Origin of the sequence: Streptomyces subrutilus (assembly GCF_008704535.1) — a bacterium.
GTDB classification, from domain to species: domain Bacteria; phylum Actinomycetota; class Actinomycetes; order Streptomycetales; family Streptomycetaceae; genus Streptomyces; species Streptomyces subrutilus.
The window spans coordinates 4092076-4108002 of the sequence record NZ_CP023701.1 but is presented as its reverse complement, the minus strand read 5'-3'; the positions used below and the strand labels follow the sequence as shown (position 1 = coordinate 4108002).

The following is a 15927-nucleotide window of genomic DNA, read 5'->3' as shown; positions in this document are numbered from 1 at the left end:
TGCCCAGATGCGGCGCCCGGTCCGAACCGGTTCGCGTTCACGGTGAGCATCACCAGGCGGAAAGATCAACCGTCTTCCTCGACACCAACGCGTCCGGGACCCTCCGCAGCTGCCCCGCGCGATGGCGACCTGGTCGAGCCGCCGCGGAGAGCCGTCGGGCCCCGCGTGGCGCACCAGGTGGTCCCGCGGATCTCCGGACAGGTCTTCCACCGAGCGGCCGGTGTTCATCCGGGTGCACCTCGCGGCAGCAGCTGCTGCCTCCCCACTGCGAAGCAGCTCACCGGCCCCAACCAGGCTTCGTACGTCAGAGGTTGACCCGTTTGAGGTAGACGCGGCTGCGGTGGGGGATGGTCTGGTACCAGAGCATCAGGTGTTCGTCCTCGTACGTCCGCAGACGCATCGGCTGCGGATCCTCGTAGAGGCTGCCGTCCTTCGGGTCGATGGCCATCGCCGCCAGGTCGACCAGGCCGTCCATAACCGCGCCCACCAGGTGCTGGTGCTCGGCGGCCATGTCTCCCAGGACCCACTGCCGGCCGGGGTCGCATTCCCACGCCCAGCCGGTGTCGTTCTCGACGCCCTCGCCCCGCAGGGTCACTGACCGATCTCCCGCTGGGCCTCGGCGAGGATACGGCTGCTCGTCTCCATGGCCGCCCGGAACTGTTCCTCGGTGGCGCTCGGGTCCCCGGCGACGCGTTCTGCTGCGTGGAGGGCCGCGGCTCGGGCCGGCCAGCGGTGGATGGCCACGTGGGTGGCCCACTTGATGAGGAAGAACCGCAGCGGGTTGATCGCGCCCGTCTCCGCGGCACGGTCGAACGCCTCGTTGCACTCCCTGTCCAGCGAGGCGAGGCTTGCCATGTCGATCCGGCGCACGGCGTCCCGCAGGGCTTCCCGCGTCATGGCCGGCTGGGGGATGAGCGGCCCGCCGTCTTCCAGCTGCTGTGCTGTCATCGCGTCCTCCTCTGGAACGCGGCCAGGATACCCATCCTTCGCAGAAACTGTCCTGGAACGCAGAAAAGCCCCGCACCATAAGGTGCGGGGCTTTCCCACAATGATTGTTCGGCGGCGTCCTACTCTCCCACAGGGTCCCCCCTGCAGTACCATCGGCGCTGAAAGGCTTAGCTTCCGGGTTCGGAATGTAACCGGGCGTTTCCCTAACGCTATGACCACCGAAACACTATGAAATTTGAACGCTGGTGTTTTCACAGCCGTTCGTTATTTCAGAACTAACACAGTGGACGCGAGCAACTGAGGACAAGCCCTCGGCCTATTAGTACCAGTCAGCTTCACCCGTTACCGGGCTTCCACATCTGGCCTATCAACCCAGTCGTCTACTGGGAGCCTTACCCTCTCAAGGAGGTGGGAATACTCATCTTGAAGCAGGCTTCCCGCTTAGATGCTTTCAGCGGTTATCCCTCCCGAACGTAGCCAACCAGCCATGCCCTTGGCAGGACAACTGGCACACCAGAGGTTCGTCCGTCCCGGTCCTCTCGTACTAGGGACAGCCCTTCTCAATATTCCTACGCGCACAGCGGATAGGGACCGAACTGTCTCACGACGTTCTAAACCCAGCTCGCGTACCGCTTTAATGGGCGAACAGCCCAACCCTTGGGACCGACTCCAGCCCCAGGATGCGACGAGCCGACATCGAGGTGCCAAACCATCCCGTCGATATGGACTCTTGGGGAAGATCAGCCTGTTATCCCCGGGGTACCTTTTATCCGTTGAGCGACGGCGCTTCCACAAGCCACCGCCGGATCACTAGTCCCGACTTTCGTCCCTGCTCGACCCGTCGGTCTCACAGTCAAGCTCCCTTGTGCACTTACACTCAACACCTGATTGCCAACCAGGCTGAGGGAACCTTTGGGCGCCTCCGTTACTCTTTAGGAGGCAACCGCCCCAGTTAAACTACCCATCAGACACTGTCCCTGATCCGGATCACGGACCGAGGTTAGACATCCAGCACGACCAGAGTGGTATTTCAACGGCGACTCCACAACCACTGGCGTGGCTGCTTCAAAGTCTCCCACCTATCCTACACAAGCCGAACCGAACACCAATATCAAACTATAGTAAAGGTCCCGGGGTCTTTCCGTCCTGCTGCGCGAAACGAGCATCTTTACTCGTAGTGCAATTTCACCGGGCCTATGGTTGAGACAGTCGAGAAGTCGTTACGCCATTCGTGCAGGTCGGAACTTACCCGACAAGGAATTTCGCTACCTTAGGATGGTTATAGTTACCACCGCCGTTTACTGGCGCTTAAGTTCTCAGCTTCGCACACCCGAAAGTGTACTAACCGGTCCCCTTAACGTTCCAGCACCGGGCAGGCGTCAGTCCGTATACATCGCCTTACGGCTTCGCACGGACCTGTGTTTTTAGTAAACAGTCGCTTCTCGCTGGTCTCTGCGGCCACCCCCAGCTCAAGGAGCAAGTCCTCTCACCAGTGATGGCCCCCCTTCTCCCGAAGTTACGGGGGCATTTTGCCGAGTTCCTTAACCATAGTTCACCCGAACGCCTCGGTATTCTCTACCTGACCACCTGAGTCGGTTTAGGGTACGGGCCGCCATGAAACTCGCTAGAGGCTTTTCTCGACAGCATAGGATCATCCACTTCACCACAATCGGCTCGGCATCAGGTCTCAGCCTTATATGAGGGACGGATTTGCCTACCCCTCGGCCTACACCCTTACCCCGGGACTACCACCGCCCGGGCTGGACTACCTTCCTGCGTCACCCCATCGCTTACCTACTACCACCTTGGATCGGCGGCTCCACCACTTTCCTTTCCCCGAAGGGTCCGGAACGGCTTCACGGCCTTAGCATCAGAGGATTCGATATTGGGCGTTTCAAAGCGGGTACCGGAATATCAACCGGTTGTCCATCGACTACGCCTGTCGGCCTCGCCTTAGGTCCCGACTTACCCTGGGCAGATCAGCTTGACCCAGGAACCCTTAGTCAATCGGCGCACACGTTTCTCACGTGTGTATCGCTACTCATGCCTGCATTCTCACTCGTGAACCGTCCACAACTAGCTTCCGCTGCTGCTTCACCCGGCACACGACGCTCCCCTACCCATCACAACACCCGTTGGGGCTATACGCTGCAATGACACGACTTCGGCGGTACGCTTGAGCCCCGCTACATTGTCGGCGCGGAATCACTTGACCAGTGAGCTATTACGCACTCTTTCAAGGGTGGCTGCTTCTAAGCCAACCTCCTGGTTGTCTCTGCGACTCCACATCCTTTCCCACTTAGCGTACGCTTAGGGGCCTTAGTCGATGCTCTGGGCTGTTTCCCTCTCGACCATGGAGCTTATCCCCCACAGTCTCACTGCCGTGCTCTCACTTACCGGCATTCGGAGTTTGGCTAAGGTCAGTAACCCGGTAGGGCCCATCGCCTATCCAGTGCTCTACCTCCGGCAAGAAACACACGACGCTGCACCTAAATGCATTTCGGGGAGAACCAGCTATCACGGAGTTTGATTGGCCTTTCACCCCTAACCACAGGTCATCCCCCAGGTTTTCAACCCTGGTGGGTTCGGTCCTCCACGAAGTCTTACCTCCGCTTCAACCTGCCCATGGCTAGATCACTCCGCTTCGGGTCTAGAGCGTGCAACTCAATCGCCCTATTCGGACTCGCTTTCGCTACGGCTTCCCCACACGGGTTAACCTCGCTACACACCGCTAACTCGCAGGCTCATTCTTCAAAAGGCACGCAGTCACGACTGTATGTGCAAGCACATACAGCGACGCTCCCACGGCTTGTAGGCACACGGTTTCAGGTACTATTTCACTCCGCTCCCGCGGTACTTTTCACCATTCCCTCACGGTACTATCCGCTATCGGTCACCAGGGAATATTTAGGCTTAGCGGGTGGTCCCGCCAGATTCACACGGGATTTCTCGGGCCCCGTGCTACTTGGGAGATTCTTAAGCAAGCCGCTGATGTTTCGTCTACGGGGGTCTTACCCTCTACGCCGGACCTTTCGCATGTCCTTCGACTACATCAACGGTTTCTGACTCGCCGACCGGCCGGCAGACCGATCAAAAGAATTCCCACAACCCCGCATGCGCAACCCCTGCCGGGTATCACACGCATACGGTTTGGCCTCATCCGGTTTCGCTCGCCACTACTCCCGGAATCACGGTTGTTTTCTCTTCCTGCGGGTACTGAGATGTTTCACTTCCCCGCGTTCCCTCCACACTGCCTATGTGTTCAGCAGTGGGTGACAGCCCATGACGACTGCCGGGTTTCCCCATTCGGACACCCCCGGATCAAAGCTCAGTTGGCAGCTCCCCGGGGCCTATCGCGGCCTCTCACGTCCTTCATCGGTTCCTGGTGCCAAGGCATCCACCGTGCGCCCTTAAAAACTTGGCCACAGATGCTCGCGTCCACTGTGTAGTTCTCAAACAACGACCAGCCACCCACCACCCCACCGGACAAACCGATGAGTTCACTGGGGCCGGCAAGAAGACACAACCTCACGGCCGTACCTTCAGGACCCAACAACGTGCCAGACACGATCCCCCATCAGAGAGTCACTTTCCACGCCGAAGCAGTACTTGCGATTCCATCCAGGAAACCGTGCCAAATAATCAACGTTCCACCCATGAGCTGACCGTGCAGAACATTTGTCTGCAATCGGTACTGTGCTCCTTAGAAAGGAGGTGATCCAGCCGCACCTTCCGGTACGGCTACCTTGTTACGACTTCGTCCCAATCGCCAGTCCCACCTTCGACAGCTCCCTCCCTTACGGGTTGGGCCACCGGCTTCGGGTGTTACCGACTTTCGTGACGTGACGGGCGGTGTGTACAAGGCCCGGGAACGTATTCACCGCAGCAATGCTGATCTGCGATTACTAGCAACTCCGACTTCATGGGGTCGAGTTGCAGACCCCAATCCGAACTGAGACCGGCTTTTTGAGATTCGCTCCACCTCACGGTATCGCAGCTCATTGTACCGGCCATTGTAGCACGTGTGCAGCCCAAGACATAAGGGGCATGATGACTTGACGTCGTCCCCACCTTCCTCCGAGTTGACCCCGGCGGTCTCCTGTGAGTCCCCATCACCCCGAAGGGCATGCTGGCAACACAGGACAAGGGTTGCGCTCGTTGCGGGACTTAACCCAACATCTCACGACACGAGCTGACGACAGCCATGCACCACCTGTATACCGACCACAAGGGGGGCACTATCTCTAATGCTTTCCGGTATATGTCAAGCCTTGGTAAGGTTCTTCGCGTTGCGTCGAATTAAGCCACATGCTCCGCTGCTTGTGCGGGCCCCCGTCAATTCCTTTGAGTTTTAGCCTTGCGGCCGTACTCCCCAGGCGGGGAACTTAATGCGTTAGCTGCGGCACCGACGACGTGGAATGTCGCCAACACCTAGTTCCCAACGTTTACGGCGTGGACTACCAGGGTATCTAATCCTGTTCGCTCCCCACGCTTTCGCTCCTCAGCGTCAGTAATGGCCCAGAGATCCGCCTTCGCCACCGGTGTTCCTCCTGATATCTGCGCATTTCACCGCTACACCAGGAATTCCGATCTCCCCTACCACACTCTAGCTAGCCCGTATCGAATGCAGACCCGAGGTTAAGCCTCGGGCTTTCACATCCGACGTGACAAGCCGCCTACGAGCTCTTTACGCCCAATAATTCCGGACAACGCTTGCGCCCTACGTATTACCGCGGCTGCTGGCACGTAGTTAGCCGGCGCTTCTTCTGCAGGTACCGTCACTTTCGCTTCTTCCCTGCTGAAAGAGGTTTACAACCCGAAGGCCGTCATCCCTCACGCGGCGTCGCTGCATCAGGCTTTCGCCCATTGTGCAATATTCCCCACTGCTGCCTCCCGTAGGAGTCTGGGCCGTGTCTCAGTCCCAGTGTGGCCGGTCGCCCTCTCAGGCCGGCTACCCGTCGTCGCCTTGGTGGGCCATTACCCCACCAACAAGCTGATAGGCCGCGGGCTCATCCTTCACCGCCGGAGCTTTCAACCCCTGCCCATGCAGACAGGAGTGGTATCCGGTATTAGACCCCGTTTCCAGGGCTTGTCCCAGAGTGAAGGGCAGATTGCCCACGTGTTACTCACCCGTTCGCCACTAATCCACCCCGAAGGGCTTCATCGTTCGACTTGCATGTGTTAAGCACGCCGCCAGCGTTCGTCCTGAGCCAGGATCAAACTCTCCATGAATGTTTACCCGTAATCGGGTCAACACACACTAAGAGCGGGACAACCAGGTCGGAATAAGACCGGTCATCCACAACGTCCTCGCTGTGTTTTGTCGCCTGCAAGCACACCGAAACCGGTGCCCCACAGGACTTTTTCAAAGGAACCTCATCCACCGAAATGGACGGGGTATCAACTTTTGGCGTTGATTTTTGGCACGCTGTTGAGTTCTCAAGGAACGGACGCTTCCTTTGTACTCACCCTCTCGGGCTTTCCTCCGGGCTTCGCTTCGTTCTGTTCGTTCTGTTCTTGCGTTTCCGACTCTATCAGACTCTTTCGGGCCCGACCCCCAGTCAGCGAGGCTTGCCTTCCGGGCTGTTGGGCCCTTCCGACTCCCTGAACTCTAGTGGATTTCCCCGGCGATTCATAATCGGCCTTCGGAAATGAATTCGGGCATGCCGAAATTCGTTCCCAGTGGGAGATCGTGCTGAGTTGGGTGCCGCAACGAGGCGGCTGGAGTTGTTGACTCCGGAACCGTTCGGCTCTGGGGCAACTCGAAGAACCTTACGGATCGCAGAGGGGTGTGTCAACCCCCGCAAGCCCGCCCCAGGTCAGCTCGGGGACTGGAGGTCCTCGACGCGGTCCAGGAGCCGGGTGAGCATGTCGCCCAGTACCCCGCGCTCCGCCGTGGAGAGGTCCTGGAGGAGGTCCTCCTCGAAGACCGTGGCCGCACGCATCGCGTCCAGCCACTTGCTGCGGCCCTCGTCCGTCAGCTCGACGATCACGCGGACCCGGTTGGACTCGTCCCGCTCGCGGGTGACCAGCCCCTCCGCCGTCATGCGGTCGATGCGGTGGGTCATCGCCGCCGGCGTCAGGCCCAGCTGCTTCGCGAGCTCGCTGGGGCCCATGCGGTACGGCGAACCCGAGATCACGAGGGCCTTGAGGACCTCCCACTCCGCGTTGCTGATGCCCAGGGCCGCGGTCTGGCGGCCGTACGCGACGTTCATCCGGCGGTTCAGGCGGCTCAGGGCCGAGACGACCTTCTCGACCTGGGGGTCGAGGTCCTGGAACTCGCGCTGATAGACGGCGATCTGTTCGTCGAGGCTCGGCTCGTGGACCGGCGTCGTGCCGTCGGTGTCACCCATGCCTCGAAGTATGGCACGAGCCCGTTGGCGTCTAACTCCTTCGATGTGTAGAGTTAAGGGTCGAAGTTTAGGAATGAAGTCTTCAGGCTTCAGTTATCAAGGTGGTGAAAGTGACCAAGGTGATGGGCGCCGCGATGCGGCGGATCCAGGCCGGCAACGCGCTGACCGCGTTCGGCATCGGCTTCACGGTTCCGTTCCTCTACATATACGTGGCGCAGGTGCGAGATCTGGGCTCCATGGCCGCCACGAGCGCCTTCGTGGCCTTCGCCCTGGGCGCCCTCGTCGCACTGCCCCTCACCGGACGGGTCATCGACCGGCGCGGTCCGGTCCCCGTGGTCATCGGCGCGGCGTTCGTCGCCTCCGCCGGGGCGTTGGCGCTCGGGCTCTCCACCGGGGTCGTTCCCATCCTGCTGTCCGCTCTGGCACTGGGCGCGGGGCAGGCCGTCATGCAGCCGGCGCTGGCCACGATGATCGTGTGGTGCTCGACGCCGTCCACCCGTACGCGTGCCTTCGCCCTGCAGTTCTTCATGCAGAACCTGGGACTGGGCATCGGCGGGCTCATCGGCGGTCAGATCGTCGACGAGAGCCGGCCCGGCAGCTTCACCCTGCTGTTCGGCATCGAGGCCGTCATGTTCCTGGTGCTGGCGGGGGTCATCGCCACCGTGCGGATGCCGCAGGTGCCGGTCATCAAGGACGCGGTGCCGACGGATCCGGCGCAGGGGGGCGGCGGTGCGTGGAAGCGGCTGATGGGCCACAAGGCCATGGTGCAGCTGTGCGTGCTGGGCTTCGTGCTGTTCTTCGCCTGTTACGGGCAGTTCGAGTCGGGTCTCGCCGCCTTCGGTACCGAGGCCGCCGGGATCTCGCCCTCCACGCTGGGGTTCGCGCTGGCCGCCAACACCGGTGCCATCGTCGTCGCGCAGTTCGTCGTGCTGCGGCTGGTCGAGAAGCGGCGCCGGTCGCGGGTCATCGCGCTGGTGGGGCTGATCTGGACCGTGGCGTGGGTGATCGCCGGGTTCTCGGGGCTCGGGCACGGGAGCGCCGTGATGGCCGCCGGTGCGTTCATCACCACGTACGCCCTGTTCGGGATCGGGGAGGCGATGCTGTCGCCGACCCTGGCGCCGCTGGTGGCCGACCTGGCGCCGGAGGGTTCCGTGGGGCAGTACAACTCTGCCTTCGCGCTGGTCAAGCAGATGGCGCTGGCGCTGGGGCCGCTGGGCGTGCCGCTCGGGGCCGGGGTGCCGATGCTCTACATCGGGATCTTCGTGCTGGTCTCGCTGGGGATCGCGTGGCTGGCGCTGCGACTTGGGAAGCAGCTGAGCCCGGTGCAGGACAACCCGTCGCTGGCCAGCCGGATCGTGGCGCAGGGGCCGGCGGTGGGGGCCGGTGCGCGGGCCGATGCGGATGGCGATGTCGATGTCGCTGCGGGTTCCGGTGCGGGCGTCGTGGCGGTCGGAGAGCGCGTGGGCGCGTAGGCGCGTACGTCGCACGGGTCGTGCAGGGAGATGAGGGGCCCGGTCCGGGTGGACCGGGCCCCTCTTCGTCGTGCCGCTACTTGTCCGGGAGGGTGAACTCGCACCAGACGGCCTTGCCGCCGCCCGGGGTGCGGCGGCTGCCCCAGGACGAGGCGATGGTGGCGACGATGGAGATGCCGCGGCCGGTCTCGTCGGCCGGTTCGGCGCGACGGCGGCGCGGCAGGTGGTCGTCGCCGTCCGTGACCTCGATGGTCAGGCGGCGGTCGGTGCGGCGCAGTCGCAGGCGCATGGGCGGGGTGCCGTGCTGGAGGGAGTTCGCGACGAGCTCGCTCGCGGCCAGGACGCCGAGGTCGCACAGTTCGACCGGGAAGCGCCAGGAGGCGAGGACGCCCTGGGCGAAGGCGCGGGCGCGGGGGGCGGCCTCGATGCCGCCGAGGAGTTCCAGGGCGGCGTTGTGGAAGAGCTCGGCGTCGGCGCCGGTGCGGGCGGGCTGCTGCACGACCATGACGGCGACGTCGTCGTCGTGGTCGGCGTCGACGCCGAGGGCGCGCATCAGGCGGTCGCAGATGACGGCCGGGGTGCCCTGGGCGCCGGAGAGGGCGCGGTCGAGGGCGGCGACGCCCTCGTCGATGTCCTCGCCGCGGCGTTCGACGAGGCCGTCGGTGTAGAGGACGGCGGTGGAGCCGGGGCCGAGCGCGATGGTGCCCGAGGTGTGGAGCCAGCCGCCGGTGCCCAGCGGCGGGCCGGTGGGGTCGGCGGCCCGGCGGACGGTGCCGTCCTCGTCGCGGACCAGGATGGGGAGGTGGCCGGCGGAGGCGTAGGCGAGCAGGCCCTCGTTGGGGTCGTGGACGGCGTAGACGCAGGTGGCGATCTGGCTGGCGTCGATCTCGGCGGCGAGGCCGTCGAGGAGCTGGAGCACCTCGTGCGGGGGGAGGTCGAGGCGGGCGTACGCGCGGACGGCCGTGCGGAGCTGGCCCATGACGGCGGCGGCGCGCACCCCGCGGCCCATGACGTCGCCGATGACGAGGGCGGTGCGGCCGGCGCCGAGGGTGATCACGTCGTACCAGTCGCCGCCGACGGCGGCTTCGGTGCCGCCGGGCTGGTAGGTGGCGGCGATGCGCAGGTCGTCGGGCTGTTCGAGTTCCTGCGGCAGCAGGGAGCGCTGGAGGGTGACGGCGGCTTCGCGCTGGCGGCGCTCGCTGGCACGGAGCCGTTCTACGGCTTCGGCGTGGTCGGTGACGTCGGCGAGGTGGATCAGGACCCCGGTGTGGTGGGGGTGGGGGTCGGGGTCCTGGGCGGTGTCGGCCTTGGGGAACTCGACGGGGGTGCAGGTGACGGTGTACGAGCTGGTGCCGCCGGGGGCGGTGCGGTTCTTGGCGGTACGGGGTCTGCCGCTGCGCTGGACCTGGTCGAGGAGGGGGAGGAGGCCGAGGGCGCCGAGCTCGGGCAGGGCCTCGTGGGCCGGGGCGCCGGGGGTGCGGGCGCCGAAGCCGGCGGTGTAGGCGTCGTTGACGTAGGCGACGCGGTGTTCGGGGCCGTGGACGAGGGCGACCAGGGCCGGGAGCCGGCCGAGGACCTCGCGTACGGAGAGCTCGTCGAGGGAGGGCGCGGCGGCGAGGACGCCCGTACGGGCGGGGGCCGCGGCGCTCGCACCGGCGACGGGATCGGAGCCGGCGCGGGCCGCGGGGTCGTCGGGGCGGCCGTCGGCGGCGGAGCGCTCGGCGGCGGGGTCGGCGCGGCCGCCGCGGGCTGCCGGGACGGAGCCTTCGCCGCGCTTGGCCTGGGCGGCGGCGTGTTCGGTCCGGGCGGCGGCGCGGCGCTGTGTTCCGGGGAACCGGGCGCTCCAGCGCGTGAAGTTCACTGCGTTCAAGCCTCGTGGTGTCGCAAGTGGTCGCTGCGTCGCTCGTGGTCGGTCACTGACGGGACGATGTCACTCTGTGCAGGCGTGGGCCCACCTATGGTCACACGTCCCGTGTGCTGGACCGCACTGCCGGCGTCAGCCCTGGCTGTCCTGCGGGGGTCGGGGGGTCGGGCGGGGCGGGGTGGGCCCGGATCCGCCACCCGCGGCGAGTTCGAATTCTGCCCTGGGGTGTTCGAGTGATCCGAGGGAGACGATCTCACGCTTGAAGAGGCCGGAGAGGGTCCATTCGGCGAGAACGCGCATCTTGCGGTTGAAGGTGGGGACGCGGCTGAGGTGGTAGGCGCGGTGCATGAACCAGGCGGGGTAGCCCTTGAGCTTGCGGCCGTAGACGAAGGCGACGCCCTGGTGGAGGCCGAGGGAGGCGACGGAGCCGGCGTACTTGTGGGCGTACTCGGTGAGGACCTCGCCGCGGAGGGCGGCGACGAGGTTGTCGGCGAGGGTCCGTGCCTGGCGGACGGCGTGCTGGGCGTTGGGCGCGCACGTGCGGCCGGGTTCGGCGGCGGTGATGTCGGGGACGGCGGCGGCGTCGCCGGCGGCCCAGGCGTGCTCGACCCCCTCGACGGTGAGGAAGGCGGTGCAGACGAGGCGGCCGTGCTCGTTGCGGGGCAGGTCGGAGGCGGCGAGGACGGGGTGCGGTTTGACGCCGGCGGTCCACACGACGGTGCGGGTGGGGAAGCGGGTGCCGTCGCTGAGCACGGCGACGCGGTTCTCGCAGGATTCGAGGCGGGTCTCCAGGCGGACGTCGATGTTGCGGCGGCGCAGTTCGCGGACGGTGTAGACGCCCATCTCGGGGCCGACCTCGGGGAGGATGCGGTCGCTGGCCTCGACGAGGACCCACTTCATGTCCTCGGGTGTGACGTTGTGGTAGTACCGGGCGGCGTAGCGGGCCATGTCCTCCAGCTCGCCGAGGGCCTCGACGCCGGCGTAGCCGCCGCCGACGAAGACGAAGGTGAGGGCGGCGTCGCGGATGGCGGGGTCGCGGGTGGAGGAGGCGATGTCCATCTGTTCGATGACGTGGTTGCGCAGGCCGATGGCCTCCTCGACCGTCTTGAAGCCGATGCCGTAGTCGGCGAGCCCCGGGACGGGGAGGGTGCGGGAGATCGAGCCGGGGGCGAGGACGAGCTCGTCGTAGGCGATCTCGACCGGGCCGGCCCCTTCCTCGTCGGTGGCGAGGGTGGTGACGGTGGCGGTCCGTTTGGCGTGATCGATGCGTTGGGCCTCGCCGATGACGATGCGGCACGTGGGGAGGATGCGGCGCAGGGGGACGACGACGTGGCGGGGGGAGATGGATCCGGCGGCTGCTTCGGGGAGGAAGGGCTGGTACGTCATGTACGGCTCGGGGGTGACCACCGTGACCTCGGCTTCGCCGGCTCTCAGCTTTCGCTGGAGCCGCAGGGCCGTGTACATGCCGACGTAGCCGCCGCCGACGACGAGGATGCGCGTACGGGGCGGGGTACCGGGGGCCGCGCCCCGGGAGTTAGCAGCCTTCACCATCCCATGACGCATCGTGGCCGGGAGTTTGTCCACAGGCCTGACACATTGTGTGACCGGAGGGAGTGCTGGGACGGGGTTCCGGCAGGGCTCGAACGGGGTGGGAGTTCCGCAGGTCAGAGGGGGCGGAATCGGTCATTCCGAAGGTACGGAACGGAAAAGTGGGGGTGAATGCTCCGATCGGGCGGTGGTCCGTCCGGGGCTGCCTCTTCTGAATTGACTCTGGCTCAACTATGTTCGTATCTCGTCGAGGAGTAGGACCGGGCCCAGCTGACCGTGGCCCCCTCGACACGAAGGCGGGGAGTGTCTCCGGGGGGAGACAAATGATTACCGGGGGAAACATATGAACATTTCCGATTTCCATGGGTCTGCGACCGCGCTCTCGGTCGAGAGCAACGGTCGCGGCATCGCGAACGGTGCCACCACGCACGGCGTGGGCCGGTCCACGCCGCTGCGCGTCGACGCACAGCGCAACCTGGAACACGTGCTGCGCGCCGCCCGCGAGGTCTTCGGCGAGCTGGGCTACGGCGCTCCGATGGAGGACGTGGCGCGCCGGGCGCGGGTCGGAGTGGGCACCGTGTACCGGCGGTTCCCGAGCAAGGACGTCCTGGTCCGGCGGATAGCCGAGGAGGAGACCGCGCGGCTGACCGAGCAGGCGCGGACCGCACTGGGCCAGGAGGAGGAGCCGTGGCAGGCGCTGTCGCGCTTCCTGCGCACCTCCGTGGCCTCGGGCGCCGGGCGGCTGCTGCCGCCGCAGGTGCTGCGGGTCGGCTCGGCGAGCGAGGACGGCGCCGAGGGGTCGGAGGCCGCGCGGGTCCCGCACCAGCGGCAGGCCGCGGTGGCCGGCTCGGCCCCCGACCTGCGCGTCGTGGGCGCGCGGATCCCGGCCGACGACGAGCCCGCGGAGGACTCGGGCGCCGGTGCGCTGCTGGAGGTCGTGGGGCGGCTGGTCGACCGGGCGCGGGAGGCCGGTGAGCTGCGCGGGGACGTGACGGTGGCCGATGTACTGCTGGTGATAGCGACGGCGGCGCCCGCGCTGCCCGACCCGGCGCAGCAGGCCGCGGCGTCCACCCGACTGCTCGACATCCTGCTCGAAGGGCTGCGCTCCCGGACCGCGTGACCTCGGCCGGCCGCCGGCCGCCGCCTGTTCGGGGCGGCGGCCGGAGTGGTCGGGTGGTCTGGTGGTCTGGGGTGAGCGGTCCGGACGGGTCGGCTGGTCGAACGGCCGGGGTGGGCGGTCGGGGCGGCCCGGCTGGGCGAACGGCCGGGTCGAACGGCTGGGGCGGACGGTCGGGTGGCTCGGCTGGTCGAACGGTCGAGCCGCGGTGAACGGGCCGCGACGGCACGGCTGTTCGCCGAAGTGTGCCCGGACGAGTGGATGGTGCTCGGAGCGCCTCGGGGCGCGGGCACCGTGTGCCACGCTGGATCGGTGTACCGGTTGAGTGTGTCGTGCGGGGGCTTCCGCGATGAGTGTTGACGGTCGGGACGAGCCGTTCGGCGGTACCGCCGGCGGGGCCGGGGCCGAGAGCCCGCCCGCCCGGCAGGTACCGGCCCAGCGCGAACCGGGGGGCCGACACGCGGCCCCGCCCGGTGGCGGCGAGCCGCCGCCGTCCGACGGTGACCTGATCGCCCGGATGCGGGGCGGCGACGACGGGGCGTACGAGGAACTGTTCCGCCGGCACGCCGACGCCGTGCGGCGCTACGCGCGGACCTGCTGCCGGGACGGGCACACCGCCGACGACCTGACCGCCGAGGTGTTCGCGCGGACCCTGCAGGCGGTGCGGGGCGGGGCCGGGCCGGACCAGTCGGTGCGGGCCTACCTGCTGACCACGGTGCGCAGGGTCGCGGCGGCCTGGGCGAAGACCGCCCGGCGCGAGCAGCTGGTCGAGGACTTCGCCGTCTTCGCGGAGCAGGCGGCCGCGGGCACGGAGGGCGGCGGTGGGCTGTCGGGGGACGACACCCTCGAACTCGGCGCGGACGTGCGGGCGATGCGCGAGGCGGACCAGTCGCTGGCCATGCAGGCCTTCCGGAGCCTGCCCGAGCGGTGGCAGGCCGTGCTGTGGCACACCACCGTCGAGGAGGCCTCGCCGAGCGCCGTCGCGCCGCTGTTCGGGCTGAGTCCCAACGCGACCGCGGTGCTGGCCAGTCGGGCCCGGGAGGGGCTCAAGCAGGCCTACCTCCAGGCCCACGTGAGCTCGGCGCTGAGCGAGGGCGGCGATTGCGCGCGCTACGCGGACCGGCTGGGCGCCTACGCGCGCGGCGGGTTGCGGATGCGGGCGGAGCGGGGGCTGCGCAAGCACCTGGAGGAGTGCGCGAAGTGCCGGCTGGCCGCCGGGGAGCTCAAGGACGTCAACGCGGGCATTCCCGCGCTGCTGCCGGTCGCGGTCATCGGGTGGTTCGCCGCCGGGTACGCGGCCAAGGCGGCGGGTGTGGTGGCCGGTGGCGCCGTCGCCGCCGGTGGGGCCGGAGCCGCGGCGGCCGCCGTGGGCGGGTCGAGCGCGGGTGCCGGGGGCGGGGTCGTGGGCGCCGCCGGTACGGGTGCCGGGGCGGGCGCCGCCGGGGGTGCGGCCGGCGGAGCCGGGTCGGGGGCCGGGGGTGCCGCGGTGTCCGAGGGGCTCGGGCTGCCGGCCAAGGCGGCCATCGCCGCCGGTATCGCCGTCGCCGCCGCGGCCGGGGTGGTGTTCGCGCTGGCCGGGGACGACGCGGCGCCGCCGGTCCGGGCGAAGCCGGCGCCGAGCGCCGCCGCCCCGGTGGTGCCGGACGTACCCGCCCCGGCGGAGAGCGCCCCGCCCGTGGTGGAGGCTCCGCCCGGGCGGAGCCCCGTACCGCCGCCGCGCAAGGCCTCGCCGACGCGGTCGAAGGCGGCGCCCCCGCCTCCCCCGTCGCCGTCCGCCGCGCCCCGGCCGTCGCCGTCGCCGTCGCCGAGCGCGGCGCGGCCCGCGCCGTCCGCCCCCCGGCCGACGGTGCCCGCGCCCAAGCCGCCGCGTGGCTTCCAGCTGGCGTCGCTCGGGCATTCCGTCGGCGGCGACCACACAGGTCCCGAGGTGCGAACTTGGCGCAGCAGCTGGGTGTGGCAGCGCTGGGGGCTGGAGGTGGGCGAGCGGCGTTTCGGGCACGGGATCACCGTGAACTCCCCGTCCTCGGTGGAGATCGCCCTGAACCGGCAGTGCACCTCGTTCTCGGCACGTGCGGGCGTGGACGGCCTGTCGCTGTTCACCGACGGCACGGTGCGGTTCTCGGTGTACGGGGACGGGGAGCGGCTGTGGCGGTCCGCCGCGCTCGGCTACCGCGACCCGGCGGCTTCCGTGCAGGTTCCGCTGGCCGGGCGTACGACGCTGCGGTTGGTCGTGGAACGGGCCGGGCCGGGCCGGCTGCCCGCGTTGGCGAGCTGGGCCGACGCCGTGATCAGCTGCCGTTGAGCGCCGCGGCCGGCGCTGCCGGTCCGAGGGCGGCGTCGGCAGCCTCCTCGCGCGCGCAGCGGTCCGGGCCGAGGGCGGCGGGGCACCGCGGGCCGCGCCGTCAGGGCCGCGCTGCGGCAGGCCGACACAACAACTGGGCGGCACCCCGGCGGGCCTGCGCCACGGCGGGCCTGCGCCCCGGCGGGTCGGCGCCCCGGCCCCCCGGCACCACGGCAAGCCCCGCGCCACGGCGAGAGCCGACGCCGGAACCGGGGCTGAGACCGGGACCCGGATCGGAGCCGAGGCCGCGACCGGGATCGGGATCGGGGCCGAGAGCCGACACC

General features: G+C 67.7%; 8 protein-coding genes and 3 rRNA genes. 3 read left to right on the top strand and 8 right to left on the bottom strand.

Annotation, left to right across the window (positions count from 1 at the left end):
* Nucleotides 1–304: 304 nt before the first annotated feature.
* The 6 genes from CP968_RS18025 to CP968_RS17995 form a co-directional block, all read right to left on the bottom strand.
* Nucleotides 305–595, bottom strand: coding sequence for a hypothetical protein (locus tag CP968_RS18025; protein WP_150518994.1), 291 nt, complete (start codon nt 593–595; stop codon nt 305–307).
* Nucleotides 592–948 carry a hypothetical protein gene (locus CP968_RS18020; protein ID WP_150518993.1) on the bottom strand — a complete coding sequence of 119 codons (357 nt, stop codon included), beginning with the start codon at nt 946–948 and terminating at the stop codon, nt 592–594. Before CP968_RS18020 ends, CP968_RS18025 begins: the two co-directional genes overlap by 4 nt.
* 106 nt (nt 949–1054) lie before the next feature.
* Nucleotides 1055–1171, bottom strand: a 5S ribosomal RNA gene (rrf, locus tag CP968_RS18015).
* 76 nt (nt 1172–1247) lie between these two features.
* Nucleotides 1248–4372: ribosomal RNA gene (locus tag CP968_RS18010) — 23S ribosomal RNA — on the bottom strand.
* 283 nt (nt 4373–4655) lie between these two features.
* Nucleotides 4656–6180 (bottom strand): 16S ribosomal RNA (locus CP968_RS18005).
* Together the 16S, 23S and 5S rRNA genes form the textbook arrangement of a ribosomal RNA operon.
* A 587-nt stretch (nt 6181–6767) precedes the next feature.
* Nucleotides 6768–7301: a MarR family winged helix-turn-helix transcriptional regulator gene (locus tag CP968_RS17995; RefSeq protein ID WP_150518991.1), complete on the bottom strand. Its 534-nt coding sequence runs from the start codon at nt 7299–7301 to the stop codon at nt 6768–6770.
* Nucleotides 7302–7423: 122 nt separating this feature from the next.
* On the opposite strand from CP968_RS17995, the gene CP968_RS17990 reads away from it, so the two are divergent.
* Nucleotides 7424–8773 (top strand): MFS transporter, encoded by a 1350-nt coding sequence (locus tag CP968_RS17990; protein ID WP_229886859.1) that lies wholly within the window; start codon nt 7424–7426, stop codon nt 8771–8773.
* Nucleotides 8774–8849: 76 nt separating this feature from the next.
* On the opposite strand, the gene CP968_RS17985 is transcribed toward CP968_RS17990, so the two are convergent.
* Complete coding sequence (locus CP968_RS17985) at nt 8850–10634, bottom strand: ATP-binding SpoIIE family protein phosphatase (RefSeq protein ID WP_150521970.1); 1785 nt, start codon at nt 10632–10634, stop codon at nt 8850–8852.
* Nucleotides 10635–10769: 135 nt separating this feature from the next.
* A complete protein-coding gene (locus CP968_RS17980) occupies nt 10770–12188 on the bottom strand; it encodes an NAD(P)/FAD-dependent oxidoreductase (protein WP_150521969.1) in 1419 nt (472 codons plus the stop codon).
* 340 nt (nt 12189–12528) lie between these two features.
* On the opposite strand from CP968_RS17980, the gene CP968_RS17975 reads away from it, so the two are divergent.
* Together CP968_RS17975 and CP968_RS17970 are read left to right on the top strand one after the other, a co-directional pair.
* Entirely contained in the window at nt 12529–13305 is a 777-nt protein-coding gene (locus CP968_RS17975; protein ID WP_150518990.1) for a TetR/AcrR family transcriptional regulator, read from the top strand.
* Nucleotides 13306–13651: 346 nt separating this feature from the next.
* The gene (locus CP968_RS17970; protein WP_150518989.1) at nt 13652–15604 is read left to right on the top strand and encodes a sigma-70 family RNA polymerase sigma factor; all 1953 of its coding nucleotides are present in this window, start codon (nt 13652–13654) and stop codon (nt 15602–15604) included.
* Nucleotides 15605–15927 lie beyond the last annotated feature (323 nt).